Source organism: Ferrimonas marina (genome assembly GCF_900129905.1).
In the GTDB taxonomy this organism is placed as follows: domain Bacteria; phylum Pseudomonadota; class Gammaproteobacteria; order Enterobacterales; family Shewanellaceae; genus Ferrimonas; species Ferrimonas marina.
Map to the genome: position 1 here is coordinate 412,664 of NZ_FQXG01000004.1, position 23,536 is coordinate 436,199.

22 protein-coding genes and 1 tRNA gene are annotated in these 23,536 nt (G+C 58.6%); 5 read left to right on the top strand and 18 right to left on the bottom strand.

Annotated features, from left to right (window positions below; genetic code table 11):
• Nucleotides 1–88: 88 nt before the first annotated feature.
• The 3 genes from BUC04_RS11935 to BUC04_RS11945 all read left to right on the top strand — a co-directional run bounded on the left by BUC04_RS11935 (nucleotide 89) and on the right by BUC04_RS11945 (nucleotide 2,572).
• A tRNA-Leu gene (locus tag BUC04_RS11935) sits at nucleotides 89–175 on the top strand.
• 115 nt (nucleotides 176–290) lie between these two features.
• On the top strand, nucleotides 291–1,925 hold the full coding sequence (locus tag BUC04_RS11940; protein ID WP_067664172.1) for a FapA family protein: 1,635 nt from the start codon (nucleotides 291–293) through the stop codon (nucleotides 1,923–1,925).
• 38 nt (nucleotides 1,926–1,963) lie between these two features.
• The gene (locus BUC04_RS11945; RefSeq protein WP_067664175.1) at nucleotides 1,964–2,572 is read left to right on the top strand and encodes a superinfection exclusion B family protein; all 609 of its coding nucleotides are present in this window, start codon (nucleotides 1,964–1,966) and stop codon (nucleotides 2,570–2,572) included.
• 96 nt (nucleotides 2,573–2,668) lie between these two features.
• Here the strand turns inward: BUC04_RS11945 and BUC04_RS11950 are convergent, their stop codons facing one another.
• Nucleotides 2,669–3,418: a TetR/AcrR family transcriptional regulator gene (locus tag BUC04_RS11950; protein WP_159437694.1), complete on the bottom strand. Its 750-nt coding sequence runs from the start codon at nucleotides 3,416–3,418 to the stop codon at nucleotides 2,669–2,671.
• A 379-nt stretch (nucleotides 3,419–3,797) separates the two neighbouring features.
• On the opposite strand from BUC04_RS11950, the gene BUC04_RS23945 reads away from it, so the two are divergent.
• Nucleotides 3,798–3,941, top strand: coding sequence for a hypothetical protein (locus tag BUC04_RS23945; RefSeq protein WP_156480041.1), 144 nt, complete (start codon nucleotides 3,798–3,800; stop codon nucleotides 3,939–3,941).
• Between the two features lie 50 nt (nucleotides 3,942–3,991).
• Here the strand turns inward: BUC04_RS23945 and BUC04_RS11955 are convergent, their stop codons facing one another.
• The 12 genes from BUC04_RS11955 to BUC04_RS12010 all read right to left on the bottom strand — a co-directional run bounded on the left by BUC04_RS11955 (nucleotide 3,992) and on the right by BUC04_RS12010 (nucleotide 17,237).
• Nucleotides 3,992–4,534, bottom strand: a complete 543-nt coding sequence (locus BUC04_RS11955; protein WP_143165696.1) for a hypothetical protein — start codon at nucleotides 4,532–4,534, stop codon at nucleotides 3,992–3,994.
• A 335-nt stretch (nucleotides 4,535–4,869) separates the two neighbouring features.
• Nucleotides 4,870–5,541: a tRNA (guanine(46)-N(7))-methyltransferase TrmB gene (gene trmB, locus BUC04_RS11960; RefSeq protein WP_067664179.1), complete on the bottom strand. Its 672-nt coding sequence runs from the start codon at nucleotides 5,539–5,541 to the stop codon at nucleotides 4,870–4,872.
• Nucleotides 5,541–6,311 carry an ABC transporter permease gene (locus BUC04_RS11965; protein ID WP_067664181.1) on the bottom strand — a complete coding sequence of 257 codons (771 nt, stop codon included), beginning with the start codon at nucleotides 6,309–6,311 and terminating at the stop codon, nucleotides 5,541–5,543. The genes trmB and BUC04_RS11965 overlap by 1 nt, the downstream gene beginning before the upstream one ends.
• The gene (locus BUC04_RS11970) at nucleotides 6,308–7,243 is read right to left on the bottom strand and encodes an ABC transporter ATP-binding protein (protein WP_067664182.1); all 936 of its coding nucleotides are present in this window, start codon (nucleotides 7,241–7,243) and stop codon (nucleotides 6,308–6,310) included. The genes BUC04_RS11965 and BUC04_RS11970 overlap by 4 nt, the downstream gene beginning before the upstream one ends.
• 277 nt (nucleotides 7,244–7,520) lie before the next feature.
• Nucleotides 7,521–8,129 (bottom strand): redoxin domain-containing protein, encoded by a 609-nt coding sequence (locus BUC04_RS11975; protein ID WP_067664184.1) that lies wholly within the window; start codon nucleotides 8,127–8,129, stop codon nucleotides 7,521–7,523.
• Nucleotides 8,119–10,155 carry a protein-disulfide reductase DsbD family protein gene (locus BUC04_RS11980; RefSeq protein WP_067664186.1) on the bottom strand — a complete coding sequence of 679 codons (2,037 nt, stop codon included), beginning with the start codon at nucleotides 10,153–10,155 and terminating at the stop codon, nucleotides 8,119–8,121. Before BUC04_RS11980 ends, BUC04_RS11975 begins: the two co-directional genes overlap by 11 nt.
• A 260-nt stretch (nucleotides 10,156–10,415) precedes the next feature.
• Entirely contained in the window at nucleotides 10,416–10,754 is a 339-nt protein-coding gene (gene glnB, locus BUC04_RS11985; protein WP_067664188.1) for a nitrogen regulatory protein P-II, read from the bottom strand.
• A gap of 12 nt (nucleotides 10,755–10,766) precedes the next feature.
• Nucleotides 10,767–12,389, bottom strand: coding sequence for an NAD+ synthase (locus tag BUC04_RS11990; RefSeq protein ID WP_067664324.1), 1,623 nt, complete (start codon nucleotides 12,387–12,389; stop codon nucleotides 10,767–10,769).
• A gap of 116 nt (nucleotides 12,390–12,505) precedes the next feature.
• Entirely contained in the window at nucleotides 12,506–14,746 is a 2,241-nt protein-coding gene (locus BUC04_RS11995) for a type IV pilus modification PilV family protein (RefSeq protein WP_067664190.1), read from the bottom strand.
• A gap of 39 nt (nucleotides 14,747–14,785) precedes the next feature.
• Nucleotides 14,786–15,910 (bottom strand): pilus assembly PilX family protein, encoded by a 1,125-nt coding sequence (locus BUC04_RS12000; protein WP_067664192.1) that lies wholly within the window; start codon nucleotides 15,908–15,910, stop codon nucleotides 14,786–14,788.
• A gap of 11 nt (nucleotides 15,911–15,921) precedes the next feature.
• Nucleotides 15,922–16,632 (bottom strand): prepilin-type N-terminal cleavage/methylation domain-containing protein, encoded by a 711-nt coding sequence (locus BUC04_RS12005; RefSeq protein ID WP_067664194.1) that lies wholly within the window; start codon nucleotides 16,630–16,632, stop codon nucleotides 15,922–15,924.
• Entirely contained in the window at nucleotides 16,620–17,237 is a 618-nt protein-coding gene (locus BUC04_RS12010) for a pilus assembly FimT family protein (protein WP_067664196.1), read from the bottom strand. The genes BUC04_RS12005 and BUC04_RS12010 overlap by 13 nt, the downstream gene beginning before the upstream one ends.
• 99 nt (nucleotides 17,238–17,336) lie before the next feature.
• Between BUC04_RS12010 and BUC04_RS12015 the strand changes: the two genes are divergently transcribed.
• Nucleotides 17,337–17,777, top strand: coding sequence for a type IV pilin protein (locus BUC04_RS12015; protein ID WP_073325875.1), 441 nt, complete (start codon nucleotides 17,337–17,339; stop codon nucleotides 17,775–17,777).
• Between the two features lie 43 nt (nucleotides 17,778–17,820).
• Here the strand turns inward: BUC04_RS12015 and ispH are convergent, their stop codons facing one another.
• From ispH to ribF, 5 genes are read right to left on the bottom strand one after another with little or no spacing between them, the layout of a single operon-like run.
• Nucleotides 17,821–18,750 carry a 4-hydroxy-3-methylbut-2-enyl diphosphate reductase gene (gene ispH, locus BUC04_RS12020; protein WP_067664200.1) on the bottom strand — a complete coding sequence of 310 codons (930 nt, stop codon included), beginning with the start codon at nucleotides 18,748–18,750 and terminating at the stop codon, nucleotides 17,821–17,823.
• Entirely contained in the window at nucleotides 18,747–19,199 is a 453-nt protein-coding gene (gene fkpB / locus BUC04_RS12025) for an FKBP-type peptidyl-prolyl cis-trans isomerase (protein ID WP_067664203.1), read from the bottom strand. Before fkpB ends, ispH begins: the two co-directional genes overlap by 4 nt.
• On the bottom strand, nucleotides 19,196–19,735 hold the full coding sequence (gene lspA, locus BUC04_RS12030; RefSeq protein ID WP_067664205.1) for a signal peptidase II: 540 nt from the start codon (nucleotides 19,733–19,735) through the stop codon (nucleotides 19,196–19,198). The genes fkpB and lspA overlap by 4 nt, the downstream gene beginning before the upstream one ends.
• Nucleotides 19,728–22,550, bottom strand: a complete 2,823-nt coding sequence (gene ileS, locus BUC04_RS12035; protein WP_067664207.1) for an isoleucine--tRNA ligase — start codon at nucleotides 22,548–22,550, stop codon at nucleotides 19,728–19,730. The genes lspA and ileS overlap by 8 nt, the downstream gene beginning before the upstream one ends.
• Nucleotides 22,551–22,573: 23 nt before the next feature.
• The gene (ribF, locus tag BUC04_RS12040; protein ID WP_067664208.1) at nucleotides 22,574–23,515 is read right to left on the bottom strand and encodes a bifunctional riboflavin kinase/FAD synthetase; all 942 of its coding nucleotides are present in this window, start codon (nucleotides 23,513–23,515) and stop codon (nucleotides 22,574–22,576) included.
• Nucleotides 23,516–23,536 lie beyond the last annotated feature (21 nt).

A 23,536-nucleotide genomic window follows, 5' to 3' on the forward strand; every position in this document is an offset into this window, starting at 1 on the left:
AAGTGGCGGAATTGGTAGACGCGCTAGCTTCAGGTGCTAGTGTCCGTTAGGACGTGGGAGTTCAAGTCTCCCCTTGTGCACCACATTTGCAGATGTGGCGGAATTGGTAGACGCGCTAGCTTCAGGTGCTAGTGTTCGCAAGAACGTGGGAGTTCAAGTCTCCCCATCTGCACCAGATTTTGAAACCCCGGTTCTCACGAACCGGGGTTTTCTGTTTGTGCCCCTTAAGAATCCTCGTATACTGGCCTGGCTGACAAATAATCAAACCAACAATGTCAGAAGAGGTTGATATGCCAACGCCATTTTGGGACGCCCATGCGCAGCAGGTGCTGGTCCAGTTGCGCCCCGCTGATTTCCCCAACCTGCAACCGCAGCAGCTGCAAGCCTGGCTGCAGGACAGCCCCTTCGCGCACTATCGCCCCCTGATCGAACAGTGGGCTGACGCCTTGACCGACCTTGCCAATGGCGACCCTCAGCAGATCCAATCCCTGGCCCTTGCCGATAAACAGGATGGCGACTGGCAACTGCTGCTCAGTGATAATGCCATGACCCTCACCGCCCAACGTTTACCTGCCCAGGGCGGTAAGGAAGCGGACAAGGCCCTGCTGGTTACCCGGCTGGGCCAGATAGGGATCCGCACCGGACTGATCCGCAGCCGTATTGACGCCCTGCTCGCCGATGGCACAACGCCCCAGCTGATCGCCCAGGGTAAGGCCCCCTGTCGCGGCGAGGATGGCTTCCTTGAGCGGCTGGTGCCCCTGGGCCATGAGCGGGTGCTGCGCCCTCAGGCACAGGACAATGGCAAAGTCGACCTGCGTGAGTTGGGGCAACAGATCCTGGTGGAGCCGGAATCGGCCCTGATGCGGCGACACCCCCCCACCCTCGGCCAGTCTGGCTACAACCTCTACGCCGAATCATTGAAGGCCAATCCGGGCACCCCCTGTGCCCTGCAACCGGGCCCCGGTACCCGCCTGGCCCCTGGCGACCCCAACCTTTTGGTGGCCACCCTGCGCGGTCAGCCCCTGATGCAGGCCAAGGGGATGACCGTCGAACCCACCCTGACCCTGGAACAGGTCAATACCAAAAGTGGCAACGTCCATTTTGATGGCGCCGTGGTGATCCTGGGCAACGTCCAGGAGGGGATGGTGGTGGATGCCAGCGGAAGTATCACGGTGATGGGTCTGGTGGAGGGCGCCAGTCTCAATGCCGGTGGCGATCTCTGCATCGGCCAAGGGGTCATCGGCCGACCACTGGATCACGGCGAGTTCAACTGTACCCTGACCGCCAAGGGCAGCATCCATGTGCGCTACGCCCACTACACCCGCATCATCACAGGTGGCGATCTGCACATTGAACAGCAGAGCCTGCACTGCCACCTAAACTGTGGCGGTGAGCTGGTGGTGGGCAGCAGCGGGCGAGGCGATCTGGTCGGCGGCATTGCCCAGGCTCCCTACCGGATCCAGGCCCAGGGGGTGGGAGCCCGAGCGGGTGCCGAAACCCGCATCGAGTTGGGCCAGCATCTGCCGCAGCTGCGCGTCCAGGTTGAGCAACAGCAGCAAGCCCTGAACCAGGCCAGAGAGCAGTACCAGCAAGTACAGGAACGACTGCGGGCTCCCCACGACGATAGCCAGACGCCGGCACTGCACCAGGCCCTGAAACAGCTGGCTCAGCAGCGCGATGAGCTGGAACAACAGCTGCAGAGCAGCCAACAGCGGCTGCAGGAACTGCCTCAACGGCTAGCCCTGGAGATCACCAAGATACTGCACCCCAGGGTCAAGCTGTTGCTGGCGGAGCAGGCCAGCCTGAGTCAGAGTGAGCATGGCCCCAGCCGGGTGCGACTGTCCCGGGGTAAGGTGGCCATCGAACCCTGGGTGCCGGGGCGTGCAAAACAACGAAGCCATGGCACAAAAGTTGCAGCGTTTTAGGGATTCGCGAGATAATGTCAGATTCCCGACGACCCGAAATGAAGCCCAGTGTTCACACCATGATCGCCTCCATCCCCTTTGCCCTGCTGGCAGCCCGCATCGCCTTGTGGCTGCTGATCGCCGCCAGCGCGCTGTTGCTGCTACCCCTGGCCAACCTGCAATCGCTGCATCTGCAGGAGTGGGTGGGGCGCAATGGCTTTAGCCTGGGGCTCACCGTGGTATTGAGCGGCAGCTACCTGCTCGCCCATGGCCTGATGTTGGGCGTCAGCGGCTTGACCCAGAAACAGCAGCGCAAGCTGGCAGAACAGCGACTGCAGCAGAAGCTGCAACTGCTGGACGGTCAGGAGCGCGCCGTGTTGCGGGAATACCTGCTACAGAGCAAAAGCACCCTGGCGATGCCTCTCACCCACCCTACGGTCAATGAGCTGATGCAATCCGGCGTGCTGGTGCAGGCCGGTGCCACCGAGCACTATGCCATTGAGGGCCCGGTGGCCCCGCTAAAGATCGCCAATGGCGCCAAGGCCCGGTTGACCCGGCAGCTGCTGCGCCTGCCGGAGGGACAGCTGGATGAGCAGCAAAAGGCGGCCCTGATGGCCTCCCGCCCGGAGTTCATGGCCGGCAAGCGCAGCCGGCGCCAGGCCGCCTGATCAGAGCAAGCGGCAAAGCACACACCCAGGCGCAAACGCGAAAGTCTGACCAACAAAAAAGCCCCCATGCTGGGGGCTTTTTTGTTGCTAACCGGATTACAGCGCGCTGAGCATCGCTCGCTCGGCTTCACCTTCATCCAACTGGTGCTCCACCTCGGCCATCACCCGCTGATAGGAATCCATGCGCAGCGGCGTGGTCCACTCCAGAGTGTTGATAAAGATGGCAAAGGACTCAAACAGTTGGCGCGTGTCCAGTCGCTTAATGGCGTCGCTCATCAGTGGGTTGTCCACCGCACCGGATGCGCCGCGCTGGAAATAAGCCAACATGGCGTGCACGGTGGAGACCTGCTCATCGCTGGCCTTGAGGTGACCCTGGATCCGGGCGCCTTCCACCACGCGCAGGATGGCGCGGTAAAACTGCTCCAGGTACATCTTCAGTTCCTGGACCCGGTACTCCGACGCGCGTTCGATCACCTTGGGCGCACCACCTAAGGTGTTCAGTCCCAGGGTCCAGCTGGAGCGCTGAATCGCCACGACGGCAAACAGATGCATCGCCACCCAACGCTCGGCGTAGCTCAACTCACTGTTCATAAAGTGGGGCTGACGCTCCACCAGGTGCTCCACGTGGCGGGCAAAGATGGCGATCAACAGATCCTCTTTGCTGCTGAAGTGCTTGTAGAGCGTGCCCGCACTGCAGCCGGCCAAGGGCGCCAGCTCGGAGAAACGGAAGGACACCAGGCCCTGCTCTTGAATCAGTTGCTCTGCAAGACGCACCAATACCTGGTCGCGCTGGCGAAAACGTGCCTGATTGGGTGATCCCCAATGGGTTGAACTTCCTACTTCCATGGCCGATACCGTCATTGGACCCTCAAATTGTTGTTAGCTTTGAATCAGGTAGCTTCACTTTAAAAGGGTTAAGGAAAGCTAACTGTGCACTGGCGCTAACTTTTGGACTTTCACCTGAGACAAATTGACATACTGCGTTGTCTAACCGGCCAAAAACGCCCCGCCTGACTCCCTTTGGGTAAATCTAAGGGAGAATGACGTTCAAATGACAAACTCAGGACCGGACAAAATGTCTCACCCTCATCCCATCCGAGCCACAGCCGATAATGGCCACCACAGGCAATACCACTAAAGTCGCAGCCCATTTCGCAACAAAAGCTCGATCTTCATTTACAAAGCTGGTATTTAATTAGGTTCAGAGTACTAGGGAGGAGTCCGCATGGCAGACCAGAATTTTAAACCGGAAGAGCACAGCCCGGCAGAGCTTCAATCTGGGCAAACTTGGCGTGATGGCGCCATTGGACAGCAACTGGTTGAGTTGCTGGAAGATGCCTACCAGGATGACCTACCAGGCGATGCATAAAAAAAGCCCCAAGCGGGGCTTTTTTTATGCCTGTCATTGGCCGACTCCCGCTAGAAACGAAAACCCAGGTTCCAGAACAGTGTTGGTCGCTGCACCCGATAGGTGCGGTCACCATCCTCCTCCAGCAGATCCACATTAGGCAGCAGCAGCAGGTTTATCGAGAAACGCCGCCAGGTCAGCTCCAGGTTGGGCGCCACCATGGGCACTATCTCCCGCTCCGTGCCCTCAAACTGCTCATCCACGTAGATGGCCACGGAACGACTGGCCGCCCCCAGCATAAAGCCCGCCGCCAGCGAGTCGAACAAGGGGTACTGCCAGTTCCAGTAGAGGGTGTACATGGGGTTGTCGAAACTGTCGCGCAGGTACACCGCGCCCAGATGACAGCGCCAACGTTCGCTGCCGTGGCAGTTATCGAAGCGATAGTTCAGGCCGATGCCTTTGTGGTTTTCATTGAAGGTAGGGGAGCTTGGATAGGGCTCATCCTCGAAGTGATGGGACCAGCCGCCAAGCACCAGTTGAAAATCGCTGTACTGGGACTGCGCCCAGCCCGGGCCGCTCCACATCAGTACTAGCATCACTATTACTCTGATCACGCCGCGCCCTCCCTGAAGCCATGATGTCGGACACTCTGATGGGCCCATTTTTGTGATCCAAGTCACACCACCATAACCCAGATGTGAAATTCCGGCGACAACCAAATCAGACCAGCAGCAGCACCAGCGCCGCCTGCAGGCTAAGAACCAGGCTCATTCCGCCGCCAATCACAAAGCAGCGCAATTGCAGTCGTGTCATTTCGTTTCCCTCCCAACTGGAAAAACCGCTACGCAGAGCGGTGTTGCGGGGATCACTAGCGAAGCCCATGCAAAAAAAATAAGCCATTGATAAACAATGGCTTATTGGTTTTATCGGTTGAGCCTATCGGCGCAATCTATGACAGATTGGTGAGATCCGCCACCAGCCGATGGAGCGGTTGGCCGGACTGACCATACTTGCGCTCAAACGGGGTCAGCGGTGGCTCGTCCGGCAACGGGGCAAACTCGGCCTGCTGTCCGGCTTCGGCCAGCGCCAGCTGAAACTCTTCCAGGTAGATACGCCAATTGGAGCGCAGCTCCAGCTTTCCCCCCAAGGCCAGCAGCGAGGGAAACAGGGGCCCACCGTGCCAGCGTCGCTGCAGATGAGAGGACTTGGGCCAGGGGTTGGGATAGAGCAGATAGTGGTGCTGCAACTGCCAGCCGTCGGCCACCATCAGGCGCCACAGGTCGTTGAGGTTACCGCGCTCGACCCGGTAGTTGTCACCACCGAGCTGATAATGCTCATGCTTACCGACCCGACTGGCGGATTTGTCCAGGCCGAGCACCAGGGCATCGGGGTGGCGTCGGGCCAGGTTGGCACTGGACTCCCCCACCCCACAGCAGGAATCCAGTACCAGCGGGCGACCATCCGCTTCCTTCCAGGCTTTGAGCTGCTCAAACAAGCGCAGGCTGTGATCCGCATAGGGAGCCTGAAACGGGTGCTGCAGGTGGCGACGCACGGTCGCCAGCAGGTTGTCATGGGGCCCCGCCTGATTAGAGACGATGACCCGGGAGTTGCCGCTATCCATCAATGCCTCAATCCGATGCCGCGATCGATCAGATAATAGGCCACACCGCCGAGGATCAGCACAAAGGCCGACAGCACCGCCATCGACAGCCCCAGGCTGACATCCGCATGGCCCAGGAAGCCATAGCGGAAGGCGTTAATGGTATAGACCACCGGGTTGAGCTGGGACAGTGACTGCCACACCGGCGGCAGCAGGCTGATGGAGTAAAACACGCCGCCCAGGTAGGTCAGCGGGGTCAACACGAAGGTGGGGATGATGCTGATGTCATCGAAGGTACGGGCGAACACCGCGTTGATCAGCCCCCCCAGGGCAAACACCACTGAGGTCATCAGCAGGGTCAGCAGCAGGATCGGCAGGCTGTGGATCTGGATGTCGACAAACAGCAGGGCCACCACGGTGACGATCGCCCCCACGCACAGACCTCGGGTTACCCCGCCAGCCACGTAGCCCAGGATAATAAGGATGTTGGGCACCGGTGCCACCAGCAGCTCTTCGATATTGCGCTGGAACTTGGCGCTGAAGAAGGAGCTGGCGACATTGGAGTAGGAGTTGGTGATCACCGACATCATGATCAGCCCCGGCATGATGAACTCCATGTAGCTGAAGCCACCCATCTGACCGATACGGGAACCGATCAGGTTGCCGAAGATCAGAAAGTAGAGGGTCATGGTGATCGCTGGCGGCACCAGGGTCTGGACCCAGATCCGGGTAAAGCGGTTGATCTCCTTGCGCACCAGGCTGGTAAACGCGATCCAGTAGGGATGACTCATGCCTGCGCCTCCCGACCATTCTCCACCAGGGAGACAAAGAGTTCCTCAAGGCGGTTGGCCTTGTTGCGCATCGACAGCACCTCGATCCCCTGGGCCGACAGTTGACTGAACAGGCCGTTGAGGCCCGCGGTTTTCTCCACATCCACCTCCAGGGTATGGTCATCGAGCCGGCGGCTCTCAAAGCCCTCCAGCGCAATAGCCCCGGTGCCCGGCTTCAGGTCGAGGATAAAGGTCTCCAGGTGCAGCTTAGCCAGTAATGCCTTCATGCTGGTGCACTCCACCAGCTGGCCCTTATCGATGATGCCGATGTTGCGGCACAGCATCTCCGCCTCTTCCAGGTAGTGGGTGGTAAGGATGATGGTGACGCCCTGGGCGTTGATCTGCTTGAGGAAGCCCCACATGGAGCGGCGGATCTCGATATCCACACCGGCGGTGGGTTCGTCCAGGATCAGCAGCTTGGGCTGGTGCATCAGGGCACGGGCGATCATCAGGCGTCGCTTCATCCCGCCGGACAGCTCGCGGGCGCGGGCATCGCGTTTCTGCCACAGGTCCAGCTGGGTCAGGTAGGTCTTGGCCCGCACCAGTGCTTCAGCCTTGGGCACGCCATAGTAACCGGCCTGGTTCACCACGATCTGCTGCACCGTCTCGAACTGGTTAAAGTTGAACTCCTGCGGCACCAGACCGATGCAGCGCTTGGCGGCATTAAGTTCGGCATTGATGTCATGGCCGAACACCGACACCGAACCGCTGGTCTTGTTGACCAGGGCGCTGATGATACCGATGGTGGTGGATTTACCGGCCCCGTTTGGGCCGAGCAGGGCAAAGAAATCGCCCTGTTCGACGGTGAGATCGATCCCCTTGAGGGCCTCGACACCGCCGTCGTAGGTTTTCCGCAACGACCGAATCGCCAGTGCGGTGGCTGAACTGCTCATACGCTTCCCCTTGTTAGCCGCGTAATTATAAGTGCTCAGCGGATAAGAAAAAACGCCTTTTATATATGGTTATTCAAATATCCTAATCTCACCCCCGCAAAGCGCGGCAACAAAAAGGCGCCCCCGGGGGCGAGGAAAACGCGAGCTGGATGCTATCTTGTCGGAAATGGAAGAAGGAACAGATTTCAGATTCGTCAAAATCGTGTGGAAGTGTCGCACAATGACGACAAAGAAGAACCGGCGCTACCGGTTTGATGTAGCGCCGGATTAAGAGTGATTAGCCCTTGTATTTGATTGAACAGCCATAAGGCGCTGTCAACTTAGGATCTGGCGAACCGCCTGCTTCAAGTGCAGTCATACCTGAAGTCACATAGTTGATCGACTTAGGAATGTCCTCTGGATTCGCTGACTTGATGCTATCAATAGCGCCCGCGTAGCGAAGGATTCCGTCTGAATCGATTAGGTACATGTGTGGCGTTGTTTTAGCACCATAGGCTTTACCTACCGTACCTTCCGGGTCAAAAAGTACGTGACTTGGCGCGGCATTGCGGTCTTTGGTTAGCGCATTAGCAGTATCTGAATCCACATAGCCTTGCTTGCCCGGCGCAGAAGAGATAATTGATAGCCACACCACGTCTTCACCCGTGTACTGGGTCTGCAGGGCCTGCATGTTATCGCTGCTGTAGTGCTTTTGCACGTACGGGCATAGGTGGTTAGTCCATTCCAAGATCACCTGTTTACCAGCAAACTGTTCAAGACTGACAGACTCGCCGTGGCTGTTGGTTAGTGTGAACTCAGGCGCCGCAGAATCGACCTTAACGGCAGCACTGGCAAGCGTGCTGACACTCGCCATGACTAGTGCAGAGAGTAAGGCTTTAGCCCTCATGATTTTTCTCCTGTTGTGCAGACTTTATGGCATCTATGACTAAATCGGTTGTTAACACTTGAGGGAGCACCTGCCCCTCTCTATTTCCGGCGTACACTACGTATAGAGGTACACCTGAGCGTTGGTATCGGTTCAAAAATCCTAAAATTTCGTCGTTCTTATTTGTCCAGTCGCCGACCATGTAGTGGACGTCTTCCTGACTGATGACTGACTCAAACCTATCGGAGCGGAACGCCACTTGCTCGTTTACTTTGCATGTTATGCACCAATCGGCAGTCATGTTGACAAGAACGACCTGATTACTGTTGCGGAGCTTTCGTAGCGCGTCTTCACTGTATGCCAAATTCGGCCCGGCTTTCATCGAAGCAGATGGCGTTGCTTGATTCATTAGCGGCCACGCGATACTTCCCACTAATAAGACCAGCGCAATTGCGCCAGACTTTCTGCCAGAAAACGATAACCACCAACAACTCAGAGCGAAGACCAGCAGTCCGCATAGCAACAGCAACTGACTCAAGGCGTCCGTTTGAGATAAGTAAACCCATACCAACCAAATAACCGTAGCCAGCATTGGAAAGGCTAGGAACTGACGGAACCGGTTCATCCATTCACCCGGCTTAGGTAGCCACTTCTGCCACGCAGGAACGAGGTAAATGGCAGTTAATGGTGTTGCCAAGCCAAAGGCCAGAGCGCTGAATAGAGCAAACGTAGTAAAAGGCTCGCTCACTAACGCAACCCCAAGTGCCGTTGCCATAAACGGAGCCGTGCAAGGCGACGCGACCACAACGGCTAAAACACCAGTGAAAAATTGTGCACTGAAGCCTTTACCTTGAATAAGTGTTTGACCAATACCCGCAAAGCGCGACCCTGCTGGCGCAACATCGAGCAGGATCAACGCGATAAACACGAAGAGGTAGGCCAGGGCTCCGACGACGATGGGCTCCTGCATATGAAAGCCCCATCCGATGGCTTCACCACCTTGCTTTAGAATGATGATAAGCATGGCAAAGACGTTAAAGCTCACGAGGATGCCTATCGCGTAGCCGAGCTTATTGGCGAGAGATGACGCCTCTGTGGACTGACTCAGTGATAGAGCTTTGATAGACAGTACCGGCAGAACACAAGGCATGAGGTTTAATATCAAACCGCCTACAAAGGCCATCAGTAAGAGTAAAGGTAGGCTCGCACCGTCAAGGGCATTACCTGCGCTTGCAACTACCGGGCGCGCGGTCAGATAGTAACCTTGCTCGCCATCCGTCAATAAAAACTGAAGGGTTTGTCCCTGGTCGACAAAATAGTCTGAGCGAGAGATTACCGAAATGCTCTGCGCATCTTCTACCAGATACTGCTGCGATGCAGCATGATTGGTTACTGCCGAATCAAAAGGCAGGAGTTGCCATTCAGATGCGTAGGGGGCTGAAAATGACAGAGACAGATGCGATTCGGTAACTTCATATCGGCCGTCAAGCAGCTCGGTTTGTGGAAGCTGTTGCCTGGTCTGAACGAACGACGCCGACTGTTCTGTGGGTGATGAAGTTGCGTCAACGGGAATTTGCTTAGTCAGTGTTGTCCATCCAGGGATGCAGTCTTCTTTGCACACTAGCCAGGACAAATCGGCCACGATATCGGCCGTCTCTCCGACGGGGGCATTGTCGGCAACCGTAAATGGCACCATTAACAAGTTGTCTCCGTCGTAGCCGTAATTTACCAAGTGGGCGACGGGGATCTGGTGAGGGATAGGCCATTGGATTTCGCCTGCCGACAAGTAGTCAGGCAAAGTCCAGTTAATCACCGGAGGCTCGCCAGAGTCTCCGGGATTTCGCCAATAGGTATGCCATTCAGATTCTGGTGAGAGCAAAATGCCAAGATACTGAGTTTCACCAGGCACAAAAGCGGTGTCCTCGGCGAGCAGTCGCACTTCGATATGTGGACCTGTCGCCGACTCGCTGGCTGTGGTAGCAAAGCTAACAAGAGAAAAAAGCGTAAAAAACCAGAGCAGTATCAACTGGAAAGACTGTTTTATCATTATGGGTATTGAGCCTAAAATCGCTTAATAACTGCTCAGCGTACGTGACAAATTGGGACTTAGTCCACTTTGCCACGATAAATAGAAGTAATTTGTCGATAGACAGCGAAACGCCGCAACGAGTGCGGCGTTTTTACTATGCAGTTGCTTCAGACAGGGGCATTTGCCGGATGGAAGACCCCACTTTGCGTGGGCTTATTCGCTCTATCACCATCTAGTTAGCCGGTAAAAGAAAGGGCACCCTGAGGTGCCCTTCTCGCTTAAATCGCGTCTTCGTTCTCTTCACCGGTGCGGATGCGGATCACCCGCTGGATGTCGGTGACGAAGATCTTGCCGTCGCCGATCTTGCCGGTACGGGAGGTGTCGACGATCGCTTCGATCGCCTGCTCCAGCAGGTCGTCGGCGATGACGATCTCGATCTTCACCTTGGGCAGGAAATCCACCATGTACTCGGCACCACGGTACAGCTCGGTATGGCCCTTCTGACGACCGAAGCCCTTGACCTCCTGAACCGTCATCCCGGTGATGCCGATCTCCGCCAGCGCTTCCCGTACGTCATCCAGCTTAAAGGGCTTGATCACCGCTTCCAGTTTTTTCATTGCTCTTCCTTACTACCAGTTCTGTTTGCCGAAACCGGACGTGATGGGGTAACGCCGGTCTTTGCCAAAGGCACGGGGGGTCACCCGAGGGCCCACCGCCGCTTGGCGCCGTTTGTATTCGTTGATATCGGTCAGGCGGATAACCCGACGTACATCCGCTTCCTGGTGGCCGGCGGCGACGATCTCCGCCAGGCCCTGGTCCTGCTCCACGTAGCGCTCGAGGATATCATCCAGCACATCATAAGGAGGCAGGCTGTCCTGATCCACCTGGTCCGGGGCCAGCTCCGCCGAGGGCGGCCGGGTGATCACCCGCTCCGGGATCACTGCCGAGCGGGTATTGCGGAACCGTGACAAGGCATAAACCAGCTGCTTAGGCAGATCCTTGATCACCGCAAAGCCGCCACACATATCGCCATAGAGGGTGCAGTAGCCCACCGCCAGCTCACTCTTGTTACCGGTGGTCAGCAGGATGCGGCCGCTCTTATTGGACAGGGCCATCAGCAGTACCCCGCGGATCCGGGCCTGCAGGTTCTCCTCGGTGGTGTCCTTCTGCGCACCGGCAAACAGCGGCGTCAGGGTTTGCATAAAGCCATCGAACATCGGCTCGATCGGCACCACCTCGTACTCTACCCCCAGCGCCTTGGCCTCCGCCTCGGCGTCCTCCAGACTCATGGAGGAGGTGTAGCGGTAGGGCATCATCACCGCCTTGACCTTGTCGGCACCGATGGCGTCAGCGGCGATGGCCAGGGTCAGGGCGGAATCGATGCCGCCGGACAGGCCCAGCACCGCGCCGGGAAAGCCGTTCTTACCGATGTAGTCACGCACCGCCAGCACCAGGGCATCGTAGACTTGGGCCTCGACGCTGGGCAGCGGCAGGCGCTGACCCGGCTGTGGCTGCCCATCAACAAACTGCACCAGGGCCAACTCCGACTCAAACTGGGCCAGCTCCTGGGTGATGCGCCCTTGGGCGTCGACCACCATGGAGTGGCCATCGAACACCAGCTCATCCTGGCCGCCCACCTGGTTGAGGTAGACCACCGGGGCGCCAGACTCGGCACTGCAGGCCTCCAGCACGTTGAGGCGCTCATCCAGCTTGGTCATGTCGAAGGGGGAGGCGTTGATGCTGAGCAGGATCTCGGCGCCCTGCTCCTGGGCGCTCTGGATCGGCTCCGGGTGCCAGATATCTTCACAGATCAGCAGGGCCAGGCGATGGCCCTTGAACTCCACCACGCAAGTCTGGTCGCCGGTATGGAAATAACGCTCTTCGTCAAAGACCCGGTAGTTGGGCAGTTTCTGCTTGTGCGCCAGGGCCTGACGCTGCCCCTCGACGAACAGCGAGGCACTGTTGTAGAGCTCCCCGTCGGTGTCACGGTGGGGGTGTCCTACCAGCACCGCAATGCCCTGGGCCGCCGCCTCTACCTGGCTCAAGGCTACCTCTACCCGGCTCATCAGGTCGGGACGCAGCAGCAGGTCTTCCGGCGGGTAGCCGGTGATGGCCAGCTCGGAGAAAAGAATGAGATCGGCGCCCTGCTCCCGTGCGCGATCGATATCCTGGCAAATGGCCTCGCCATTGGCTTCGATGGCCCCCACCACGAAATTTCGTTGGGCGAGGGCGACCGTCAATTGCTTACTCATACTGCGGTCGGTCCAAAATGAAACGATGATCGCAGCATGGTAAATCATCTCCCCATGCCAGGGAAGCACGGCACACGAGGTGATTTCTCCCGGTCAGTCAATGGGCATGCACCCTCTTACGGACATGGCGAGCTGGGTAGAGTAAGAGCAGCACCTTTCTTATCCGTCGTCTTGCCATAGATCATATGCACGCACAAATTGTTCACATCGCTGGCCGTACTGAGCGTGGCTTCAGTGATGACACTGGGAGAAAGCTTGGCTTCCCCACTAGCACTGAAACGGATCTCATTGTCGGTACTGTCACCCAAATCCAGCCAGGTCGATGGCAGGTTGCAGCCAAATGCCGGTGTCCCTTCTGACGGTTTGGTCGGCTGTCCACTGCAGCTTGTGCCATCACTGGATGCGATCGACACATCGAAATCGGCATCATTGCAATCTACCCAGCCCCTGAATTTGCCACCGTTATTGAAATCGGCTTTTTGACAATAGATTACGCCCCCAATGTTCAAACCCGGGTTCGGGTTCGGATCTGGGTCTGGGTCTGGGTCTGGGTCTAGGTCTGGGTCAGGGTCTGGGTCCTCCACTTTGCCCAGGGTAATCCCTAAGTGCCTTGTCAAGGTGGTTTGCTCATCGTAGGGGGAGATGGGCCCCTCTCCACCCAGGCCAGAGTTACTTCGGCGTGCTGTGACGACCGCCACGTAGTTGCCATTGGCCGTGGCAGGATAGTTTAATCGGCCGCGGCTGTAGTAGCTGCTGTAGTAAGTGAGGCCATCCGCATCGGGACTGCTGTCGGCAATGGGTTCACTCGTCAGGGATACCGAGTCTCCGCAGGACGCACTGCCACTCTTGACTGCGCATTGGCTACAACCGTTCAGCGGATCAGCCGGGTCAAATTCAACCACACCGCACTCCCACAGCGTCCAGTCGGCCAGTTTGGTGTTGTTTATCTCGTGGAATGGATAATCCGTTAGGCTCATGGAGCTCGCTGCCCCAGGGTAGGCCTCGATCGGGTCCACATAGACGGCGCGAGACATCAACTGGGTAAAAGTGCTGGCGGCCGGGTCGATGGTAACACTGCGTTGGGGAAACGCTTTGCCTGAGTAGGTGTAGCTGTAATCGCCAGGTGCGGTCTGATAGTTGGTCGTACTACCCGCGTAATCGGTCAGCAGCGAGGATACGATGCCCTGATATTCACCGACATTGGCTAGGCTGTTGAGTTGATCCCGCGTCATCACTTCCAGGTGTGCCATCTGCCAGTCCGGCATCAGAACATAGTATCCATCCACCCGCATCATTCGGCAGGATTCCAGGTAATCTTGGCCGCTGTTGGCCTGAACAGTATGATCAGTAGTCCTATATTTGAGGTTACCCCAGCGCTTGTAATCAACGCTGTAGTGCTTGGTCAGACGCGCACTCTCCGAGGCAGACGCCTTGTAGGCACTGGCGTCAAAATGATCTTCACAGCAGCGGTTACAAAGATCCCCGGCTTTCGGATCGGTCTTATTGGCGGCACTAAAACTGCCGGTGGGTTTGCTCGATGGCTCGATCTGCAACCACTCCACCCCATCCTCATTCCAGGACAACTGCACCGGGTTGGCGCGTGAAGCATTCGAGCCCGACAGGGTGCAACTGCAAGTCACCGTAAGGTTGTCTTCCTGAACAATCTTCTGGTCATCCGATGAGTCAAAGTTCACTGAGTCAAATTGGACCAACACGATGCCATCACTGCTCTCCACCTGAGGTGTAGGCTTAGAGGTCTCACGTTTTTTGCCTTCACCCAACTCTATATCAATTACATCAGGAGCCAGCCCGTCATCGTGATAGACCGTTGGGCCGCCACCACCGTAGCCTCCTCCTCCGGAGGAAGCGGTACCCGAATCGGGCAAGGTCCGCGCTAACTCTCCACTCAGATTCACCGACATCGCCTGGCCATTGTTGGAGACCCAACTCACATCGACAATCACCGCTTTTTTCACCACTGTATCGCCTGCGCCCACATCGGCAACGCTAAAGCCATGCGCAGCCAGATCGTCAAGCATGTAATCCTCGACTGTCCAGCTAAGAGAAAAGTCCTGGTTCTTGAAAGTCACAGCTCCGGAGTTCAATTGAGTAGAGATACCTCCTTCATCAGACAGAATGTCCTCAAACTCGAAGCTGCTGCCCGGGCTAAAAGAACGCAAGTCATCCAGTTTTGCTCTGGCCAAATGCAACGCGACTTCCCGCTGGCTGGTTTGCGCTGCGCTTTTGACAAAAGTGCCCTGCAGTTGCGCCAGGGCAACCACCCCAAAACCGATTACCAGCACTGCAACCAGAACCTCGATTAGGCCGAAGCCACGGCACGTTTGAACCGGTCTCATCATCCTCTCCTTATCTCGCCATCCCTAGCACCCCGGGGGCTATTCCACTGCAAAATCACGCCAGCTTCCTGCTACCCTGACCAAGGGGGAAAAGACCTTATTTGGATCATCCTCATAGGCACTAAACACTTCCGGATGCCAGCTCAGCGCCAGATTGCTGTTAGTGTTGCCGGTGCCATGATTGCCCATCACTGACCCCAAGATCCCCTCTTTCGTTTTGATGGAGATCTTGGGCTCCGACGAATCGCTCAGATCGGTATCCAAGCTGAACAGCACCCCATAGACCTTGGTGTTATTTCGCACGTCCATACCGCCATCGGCAGAAATCAAGATAATGGGTGCTGATGGGCTTCCAGCCTGCGCTTGCTGCATCACACAGGAGTTGCCCTCATAGACAAATATTCCTGTAGAACTGGCGGTAAGCTCGCCGCAATCATCGATCTTTTGGGCGCCGCGGTAATAGATATCCCGCCACTGGTCAGTTGGGATGCCAAAGACAAAGGCAAACAGGTCATCGGGAAAGGCCGGATCATTGACGATGATATCGTTGCCCATGCCATCTTTTTTCGATGAGTAGGTGTCCCCACTACACTGGCCACTACCACGTTCAAACTCCTCGTAACCGCAACTCTCTGCAGCGCCAGTCAGGTCATCCGATTCACCAGTCCAGATTGACACCGGCACCCCCGTGCCCCCGCCATTCGGATTGGCTCCCAGATCCATGGTGCCGTTAAACTTTGCCGTTGACGCAAAGGTCAAAGGCGCGGGAGAGCCCAACGCAAACAGTGGTGCAAAGGCATAGCCCTCCGCCACCGTTGCAGAAGCACCACTGGCGCTGTCAAGGTAGCTCGCCGTAATGGTGACCGGCGCAGTTCCGCTATCACATTCCCAGGATAACGTGGCCTGATGTCCAGCCGGCAGACCACTATTGCTATCGTAAGTTTCCGTGGTGTCACAAACCGCACTGTCATCAAAGAAGCGCTGGGCACCTGACTCCAGCCAGGACTCAGCGCTGGCAAAGGCCGCCGCATATTGAAGCTCATTGCGAGAGATTCGCTTCTCCATCACCAGCACCTTGCCCGCGTACAGCGTAATCGCCGCCAGGATCAGCATCAACATCAGCGTCACGCCTACAGTGGCAAAGCCCCGGCTCTCCTTGCTCATCGTTTCTATCCTCAATACACGTTGTTTCGGATCTTCACCCTTTCGAGCAATGTCAGACTGATCTCCGGCCGTCCGGCCAAATTTCCACTCAGGCTGATCTCGACCGACTGCACCACACGCGACTCCCCGGCCACAACGGCCGGGTCCATGGTGAAATCCAGTGCCGTGATCTCCACATCGGCGCTGGTCAGCCCTTGCCAGCCCAAGCTGGCGCTGCTGCAGGCGGGCGTGGTAACAGCGCTGGTGCTAGACCAACTTCCCACCTCCACCTCCAGGCTGGTGGCATCGTAGCGGTAGGCACTGACCTCGTCCGGGCTCGGCCCCACCCCGGTGCTGGCATCGGCGTCCCCATTGTGGTCGGCCATCAACAGGATGCACTGGTAGGGCCCGCCGGCATCGTGGCTACCGCCACTGGCCAGGCTATCGATGTGCTCGCCCACCCAACTGCCGCTGTCGCGGCTGCCGGGCATAAACATAAAGGCCTTGTCGCCGATATCCCGATTGGCTATGGCGTCCCCCCGGTAGCCAGCCCGACGGACGTCCCGGGCCACCATGCCCATCACCGTCTGCAGCTCCTGGTTGAGCCGGGCCAGCCCCAAGGTGGTGCTGTTGGCCTTCAGATTGGAGACAAAGAAGCCCAGCATGGCGGCCAGGATCAACAGCCCTAAGGTCATCGAGACCATCAACTCCACCAGGGAGAAACCTCGGGTTAATTGGCGCATACCGTCCCTCCGCAGGCATCCACTCCCCAGATAGTGCCCTTGTCATTGGGGGTACAGATCCGGGCTCGCCCCACGTTCGAGGTCACCACACAGATGGCCAGGTCATCACCCAGGGCAAAGCGCCCATTACCGGCGGTAAAGCTGTTGCGCCGGCCTGGGACGCTCAAAGTGGTGTTGCCGCCAAAGTTTGCCGTGGCGGTGACCGAGCTGAACGCGCTGCTGTCGCCGCCACGTACAATCCCGTCGCCGTTGATATCGCATTTGTTGGTTTGATCGATAGGATTGCCGCTGCCATCTACCAGGGCGCAGGCGGTGCAGCTGTTTGGCACGTCAGTCAGGCGATAGCACCAGCCACCGCCGGTCTCGTTGATGAACTTCAACGAGATGCTATCCAGGTTGCGCTTGATCGCCTCACTCTTGCCTTGGTGCACTGTTTCCAGCAGTTGGAAGGCCGCCCCGCGCAAGCGCAGCTTCTGCGCCATGTCAGTGAACGACGGCATGGCAATCGCTAACAGGATCGCCAGGATGGCAAGGGCGACCAGTAGGTTAACCAGGGTCAGGCCCCGAGAGCCCTTTGCAGGTCTGCGCCTTGTGGTTGGAATCATCACACTTCCTCTGTGCGAACAGTACAATCCACTTGTACATCAATCTAGCCAGTGATTAAAGTGTACTAGAACAGACTATTAGATTTGAGCGGATCACGGATGAATCGAACTACTCCTGCTATTGCCCGTTCAGGCTTCACCTTGATCGAGCTGATGATCGTGGTGGCGATCGTGGCAATCCTGGCCAGCATCGCGGTGCCGTCCTACCACCAGTTTGTCCAGGAAGCCCGTCGGACCGACGCCAAACAGGCCCTGCTCGGCGCCCAGTTACTGCTGGAGGAGTACCGCATCGGCTGCAGTCAGTACGGCCAAAGCCCGGCAGACTGCCAAAGTGGCACCCCGACCAGCCTGACCAGTGCTAGCCTGGGGGCGGAGGATGGCAGCTACTACACCTACACCCTGACAGCCACCTCAGCCACCACCTATACCCTGACCGCAACCGCCAAGGGCAGCCAGACCAACGACAAAGTGGGCACCGTCAGCTGCACCCCGATGACCCTCAACCAAAACGACGCCAAGACCCCGGCAGAGTGCTGGTAAAAAAAACGCCGGCAGATGCCGGCGTTTTTCTTTGCGAAACTGCTTAGCGCAGCTCAGCGGGGACGTGGAACACCACGTTCTCTTCCCGGCCTGCAGCTTCGTCTACCGCTACCGCACCCTGGGCCTTGAGCGCTTCCACCACGCCCTGCACCAACACCTCCGGAGCGGAAGCACCGGCAGTGACGCCGATGGTGTCGACACCATTGAGCCATTCGCTCTGGATGTCGTCAGCCCCGTCAATCAGCTGCGCCTGGGTGCCGGATTTCTGCGCCAGCTCGCGCAGGCGGTTGGAGTTGGAGGAGTTCTTAGAACCCACCACCAGCACCAGGTCGCTCTGAACGGCCAGCTCCCGCACCGCATCCTGACGGTTCTGGGTGGCGTAACAGATGTCGTCCTTACGTGGCCCCTCTACCTGAGGGAAACGGGCCTTAAGGGCATCGATCACCGCCGCGGTATCATCCATCGACAGTGTGGTCTGGGTGACGAAGGTGAGGTTGGCTTCATCCTTAACCACCAGCTTGGTGACATCCTCCGGTGACTCCACCAGGTAGATACCACCCTCGGCATTATTGTACTGGCCCATGGTGCCCTCTACCTCAGGGTGGCCGGCGTGACCGATCAGCACGCATTCGGTGCCCTTGCGGCTGGCACGGGTCACCTGCATGTGCACCTTGGTCACCAGCGGACAGGTGGCATCAAACACCTTGAGGCCGCGGGCCTTGGCCTCGTTACGCACACTCTGAGAGACGCCGTGGGCGCTGAAGATCACGATGCAATCATCCGGTACCTCGTTGAGCTCATCGACGAACACCGCACCGCGCTGACGCAGGCCATCCACCACGTAGCGGTTGTGCACCACCTCGTGGCGAACGTAGATCGGCTTCTCAAACAGCTCCAGGGCACGTTCAACGATGCTGATCGCCCGGTCGACCCCGGCGCAGAAGCCGCGGGGGTTTGCCATCAAGACCTTCATTGTGCCTCCTTGGTGATCACATCGAGGATCTCCACGTCGAACAACACGGTCTGGCCCGCCAGCGGGTGGTTGAAGTCCACGGTGACTGAATCCCCTTCCACCGCCCGGATCACCCCGGGGAACTGGTTCCCGTCCATGGCGGTAAAGCCCATGATGGTGCCGACGGAAAGGTCCGCATCGGCGGCAAACTGGGTCCGGTCCATGTGCTTGATGTTGTCCGGGTTGGTCTGGCCGAAGGCCTCCTCCGGTGCCAGCGAGAAGCGCTTCTTGTCGCCCTTGGCCAGGCCCAGCAGCGCCTTTTCCATGCCGGCGCTGAGGCTGCCATCGCCCAGGGTCAGGCGGGCCGGCTTGCCGTGGGCACGGGTGCTGTCCGCCACACTGCCATCGGGCAGTTCCACGTTGAAATGCATAAATACCTGGGCACCGGGGCCCACAACCACATCACTCACTTGGCTTCTCCATTCTGTTTGGCCTGGTCGGCTTTGGGCTGCAGAAAGGCATCCAGGATCATCAACCCAGCGCCTACGCAGATGGCGGTGTCGGCAATATTAAAGGCCGGCCAGTGCCAATTCCCCACGTAGAAATCGATGAAGTCGACCACGTAGCCGTAGGCCAGGCGGTCGATCAGGTTACCAATGGCGCCACCGATGATCAGCGCGTAAGACCAGTTGATCACCCGGTTATCCGCCCGCTCAGCACGCAACATCACAACCAGTGCAATGGACACCAGGATGGCGAAGATGGCAAAGCCCCAGCGCTGCCAGCCGCCAGCATCCGCCAAGAAGCTGAAGGCGGCGCCAGTGTTGTGCACGTAGGTCAGGTTCAGGTAAGGGATCAGCGGGATCGACTCATACAGGTCGAACTTAGCCATCACCCACAGCTTGGTGATCTGATCCAGGATCAGCGCCACCGCGCTGATCCAGAGCAGACGACAACCGCTTTGCGTCCATGCGGCCGGACGCTTAGCCCAGGCCTCTTTAAGCATACTGACGCGCTTCTCCGTCGCCATCGACGTTGCTGACACAACGGCCACACAGGGTCGGGTGTTCAGCGTGGCTGCCTACGTCCTCACGGTGGTGCCAGCAGCGCTCACACTTGGCCGCCTCAGTCTTGCTCAGACCCACCAGCAGGCCATCGATCTCGGTGCTGACCGCGTCCTTGGCTTCGGCCAGGGGTTTAACGGTGGCGTTGGAGGTGATCAGGGCGAAGCGCAGCTCGTCACCCAGCTGTTCCAGCAGGGCCTTGAGATCGCCATCAGCATAGAGGGTCACATCCGCCTCCAGGCGGTTCTTGATCCCCTGCTCTTTGGCCTGCTCCAGCGCCTTGTTCAATTCGCCCAGTACCGCCACCAGTTGCTGCCACTGGTCATTGCTCAGGGCGGCATCGTCCGCCATCGGCGCCAGGCCATCGTACCAGTAGTCGGTAAAGACAAACTCACCGTGCTCGCCCGGCAGCAGCTGCCATACCTCATCGGCGGTGAAGCTCATGATCGGCGCCATCCAGCGCACCAGGGCTTCGGTGATCAGGTACAGCGCACTCTGACAAGAGCGGCGGGCATGGCCGTCGCCCTTGGCGGTGTACTGACGGTCCTTAATGATATCCAGGTAGAAGCTGCCCAGCTCAACGGAGCAGAACTGCATCAGTTTCTGGGTCACCTGGTGGAACTGGTAGTTGTCGTAAGCGGCAACGATCTCTTCCTGCATGGCGTGGGCACGGGCCACGATCCAGCGATCCAGCGCCACCATGTCGTCCAGCTCGACCATGTCAGTGGCCGGGTTGAAGCCATTCATGTTGGCCAGCAGGAAGCGGGCGGTGTTACGGATACGACGGTAGGCATCGGCACTGCGCTTGAGGATCTCGTCGGAGACGGTCATCTCACCGGTGTAATCGGTGGAGGCCACCCACAGGCGCAGAATGTCGGCACCCAGCTTGTTCACCACCTGCTGCGGGCTCATCACGTTGCCCAGGGACTTGGACATCTTGCGGCCCTTGCCGTCCACGGTGAAGCCGTGGGTCAGCACCTGCTTGTAGGGGGCATTGTCCTTCATCGCCACCGAGGAGATCAGCGAGGACATGAACCAGCCGCGGTGCTGGTCGGAGCCTTCCAGGTAGAGATCGGCACCGTGGCCATTGAACTCGTCACGGGCATCGACCACAGAGGCGTGGGTCACACCGGAGTCAAACCAGACATCCAGGGTGTCGGTCACCTTGCTGTAGTGTTCCGCCTCGTCGCCCAGCAGCTCGGCCGCGTCCAGATCCCACCAGGCCTGGATGCCGTCCTGCTCGACGCGCTTGGCGACCTGCTCCATCAGCTCAACGCTGCGTGGGTGCAGGGCCTGGGTTTCGTTGTGAACGAACAACGCAATCGGCACACCCCAGGTACGCTGACGGGAGATACACCAATCCGGGCGGTTCTCCACCATGGTATCGATGCGGGCCTGACCCCAGTCCGGGATCCACTGCACCTGCTCAATCTCCTCACGGGAGCGGCTGCGCAGGTTGTTCTGGTCCATGGAGATGAACCATTGCGGGGTGGCGCGGAAGATGATCGGGGTCTTGTGACGCCAGCAGTGCGGGTAGCTGTGGCGGAACGCCTCATGGTGCAGCAGCGCGCCCTTCTCCTTCAGCACCTCGATGATCGGGTTGTTGGCCTTAAACACGTGCTGGCCGGCAAACAACGGGGTATCCGGCAGGAATACGCCGTTGTTGCCCACCGGGTTGGCCACTTCCAGGTTGTACTTGTTGCCCACCACGAAATCGTCCTGGCCGTGGCCCGGGGCGGTGTGTACGCAACCGGTACCGGACTCGGTGGTGACGTGATCGCCCAGGATCGCCGGCACCAGCATGTCGTAGAAAGGATGATGGAACTGCTGCAGCTCCAGCGCCTTGCCCTGGCAGTAGCCCAGGTTGTGGTAGTGCTCGATACCGGCACGGTCCATCACGTCCTTGACCAGATCGGCGGCCAGGATCAGGCGCTCCTTGTGCTCACCTTCAACCTGAACCAGGGCGTACTGCACGCTCTCATGCAGGGCGATGGCGCGGTTGGCCGGCAGGGTCCAGGGGGTGGTGGTCCAGATCACCGCAGAGATCGGGCCTTCACCCTGGTGGCCTTCGGCGCAGTCAAACTTGTCCGCCACCAGCTTGGCGTCGTCCGCCTTGAAGCGTACGTCGATGGCCGGTGAGGTCTTGTCCTCGTACTCCACCTCGGCCTCGGCCAGGGCAGAGCCACAGTCAGTACACCAGTGCACCGGCTTAGCGCCCTTGTGCAGGTGGCCGTTGTCGATGATCTTGGCCAGGGTACGGATGATGTTGGCCTCGGTACCGTAGTCCATGGTCAGGTAGGGCTTATCCCACTCACCCAGCACACCCAGGCGGATGAAATCGGCCTTCTGGCCCTCAACCTGGGTCTTGGCGTAGGCGCGGCACTTCTCGCGGAACTCAGCAGCGGAGACCTTCTGGCCCGGCTTGCCGACCTTCTGCTCCACCTTCAGTTCAATGGGCAGGCCGTGACAGTCCCAGCCCGGAACATAAGGCGCGTCAAAGCCAGACAGGGTCTTGGCCTTGATGATGATGTCCTTGAGGATCTTGTTGACGGAGTGACCGATGTGAATGTCGCCGTTGGCGTACGGAGGGCCATCGTGCAGCACAAAGGGCTTAGCACCTTGGCGGCTGGCACGGATCGCTTTGTACAGCGCCTTCTCGTCCCAGTTCTTGAGCATCTCAGGTTCGCGCTTGGCCAGGTTCCCGCGCATCGGGAACTCGGTTTCAGGCAGATTCAGAGTTGTTTTGTAGTCAACCATTTAGGGTCACACCATCCGGTAAATCAAACAAAGAGGTTTGCGTCTGCAAGCCGGTTTCTGGCTTGGTTTGCATCCGCCTGGATCTGGGCCTTCAACGCCTCCAGAGAGGCAAAGGCTTGTTCTTCCCGCAGCCAGCTCACCAGCTCAACCTGCAGGTGCTGACCATAAAGATCAGCGTCAAAATCAAAAATGTGCACCTCAAGGCGGCTCTGAGTGCCGCCCAGGGTGGGGCGTCGGCCCACGTTGGCCACGCCACCATGCTGGCGACCGTCCTCGGTGCGCACGGTTACCGCGTACACCCCTTGCACCGGCACCACCTGACGCTTAAGCAAGATGTTGGCGGTGGGGAAGTCGAGGGTCCGGCCCAGCTTATCGCCATGGGCTACCCGGCCGCTGATGCAGTAGGGGTGGCCCAGCATCGATTCCACCAGGGCCAGGTCCCCCGCCGCCAAGGCGTTGCGGATCCCGGTACTGGAGATCCGCTCATCGCTCAGCCGCAGGCTTGCGGTGTCCTGCACCGCGAAGCCGAAGCGTTCGCCGGCGCTCTGCAGCAGGGCAAAGTCACCGCGACGGTCCTTGCCGAAGCAGAAGTCATCCCCCACCACCAGATAGCGTATGCCAAGCTGTGCCACCAGCAACTGCTCGACAAAGTGATCCGGCTGCTGACCGGCAAAGGCCTGGTCGAAGCGCACGCACAGCACCCGGTCGACACCCAGTGCCGCCAATCGGGCCAGCTTATCCCGCAACAGGTTAAGCCGGGCCGGTGCCCGTGCGCCCATGAAGAACTCCTGGGGCTGCGGTTCAAACAGCATCACCGTGGCCGGGACATCAAACTGCCGTGCCACCGTCACCAGGCGCTGGATCACCGCCGCATGTCCGCGGTGCACCCCGTCGAAGTTGCCGATGGTGAGCACGCAGCCACGGTGGGCCGGGGTCAGATTGTGGATACCGCGAACTAGCTCCATGGAACGCTGGTCACCTATGAC

What these genes read in the sequence shown, in the direction of transcription:
- BUC04_RS11940 (WP_067664172.1), top strand. Translation starts at nt 291, where the DNA reads ATGCCAACGCCATTTTGGGACGCCCATGCGCAGCAGGTGCTGGTCCAG.
- BUC04_RS11945 (WP_067664175.1), top strand. Translation starts at nt 1,964, where the DNA reads ATGAAGCCCAGTGTTCACACCATGATCGCCTCCATCCCCTTTGCCCTG.
- BUC04_RS11950 (WP_159437694.1), bottom strand. Translation starts at nt 3,418, where the DNA reads ATGGAAGTAGGAAGTTCAACCCATTGGGGATCACCCAATCAGGCACGT.
- BUC04_RS23945 (WP_156480041.1), top strand. Translation starts at nt 3,798, where the DNA reads ATGGCAGACCAGAATTTTAAACCGGAAGAGCACAGCCCGGCAGAGCTT.
- trmB (WP_067664179.1), bottom strand. Translation starts at nt 5,541, where the DNA reads ATGGATAGCGGCAACTCCCGGGTCATCGTCTCTAATCAGGCGGGGCCC.
- BUC04_RS11965 (WP_067664181.1), bottom strand. Translation starts at nt 6,311, where the DNA reads ATGAGTCATCCCTACTGGATCGCGTTTACCAGCCTGGTGCGCAAGGAG.
- BUC04_RS11970 (WP_067664182.1), bottom strand. Translation starts at nt 7,243, where the DNA reads ATGAGCAGTTCAGCCACCGCACTGGCGATTCGGTCGTTGCGGAAAACC.
- BUC04_RS11975 (WP_067664184.1), bottom strand. Translation starts at nt 8,129, where the DNA reads ATGAGGGCTAAAGCCTTACTCTCTGCACTAGTCATGGCGAGTGTCAGC.
- BUC04_RS11980 (WP_067664186.1), bottom strand. Translation starts at nt 10,155, where the DNA reads ATGATAAAACAGTCTTTCCAGTTGATACTGCTCTGGTTTTTTACGCTT.
- glnB (WP_067664188.1), bottom strand. Translation starts at nt 10,754, where the DNA reads ATGAAAAAACTGGAAGCGGTGATCAAGCCCTTTAAGCTGGATGACGTA.
- BUC04_RS11990 (WP_067664324.1), bottom strand. Translation starts at nt 12,389, where the DNA reads ATGAGTAAGCAATTGACGGTCGCCCTCGCCCAACGAAATTTCGTGGTG.
- BUC04_RS11995 (WP_067664190.1), bottom strand. Translation starts at nt 14,746, where the DNA reads ATGAGACCGGTTCAAACGTGCCGTGGCTTCGGCCTAATCGAGGTTCTG.
- BUC04_RS12000 (WP_067664192.1), bottom strand. Translation starts at nt 15,910, where the DNA reads ATGAGCAAGGAGAGCCGGGGCTTTGCCACTGTAGGCGTGACGCTGATG.
- BUC04_RS12005 (WP_067664194.1), bottom strand. Translation starts at nt 16,632, where the DNA reads ATGCGCCAATTAACCCGAGGTTTCTCCCTGGTGGAGTTGATGGTCTCG.
- BUC04_RS12010 (WP_067664196.1), bottom strand. Translation starts at nt 17,237, where the DNA reads ATGATTCCAACCACAAGGCGCAGACCTGCAAAGGGCTCTCGGGGCCTG.
- BUC04_RS12015 (WP_073325875.1), top strand. Translation starts at nt 17,337, where the DNA reads ATGAATCGAACTACTCCTGCTATTGCCCGTTCAGGCTTCACCTTGATC.
- ispH (WP_067664200.1), bottom strand. Translation starts at nt 18,750, where the DNA reads ATGAAGGTCTTGATGGCAAACCCCCGCGGCTTCTGCGCCGGGGTCGAC.
- lspA (WP_067664205.1), bottom strand. Translation starts at nt 19,735, where the DNA reads ATGCTTAAAGAGGCCTGGGCTAAGCGTCCGGCCGCATGGACGCAAAGC.
- ileS (WP_067664207.1), bottom strand. Translation starts at nt 22,550, where the DNA reads ATGGTTGACTACAAAACAACTCTGAATCTGCCTGAAACCGAGTTCCCG.
- ribF (WP_067664208.1), bottom strand. Translation starts at nt 23,515, where the DNA reads ATGGAGCTAGTTCGCGGTATCCACAATCTGACCCCGGCCCACCGTGGC.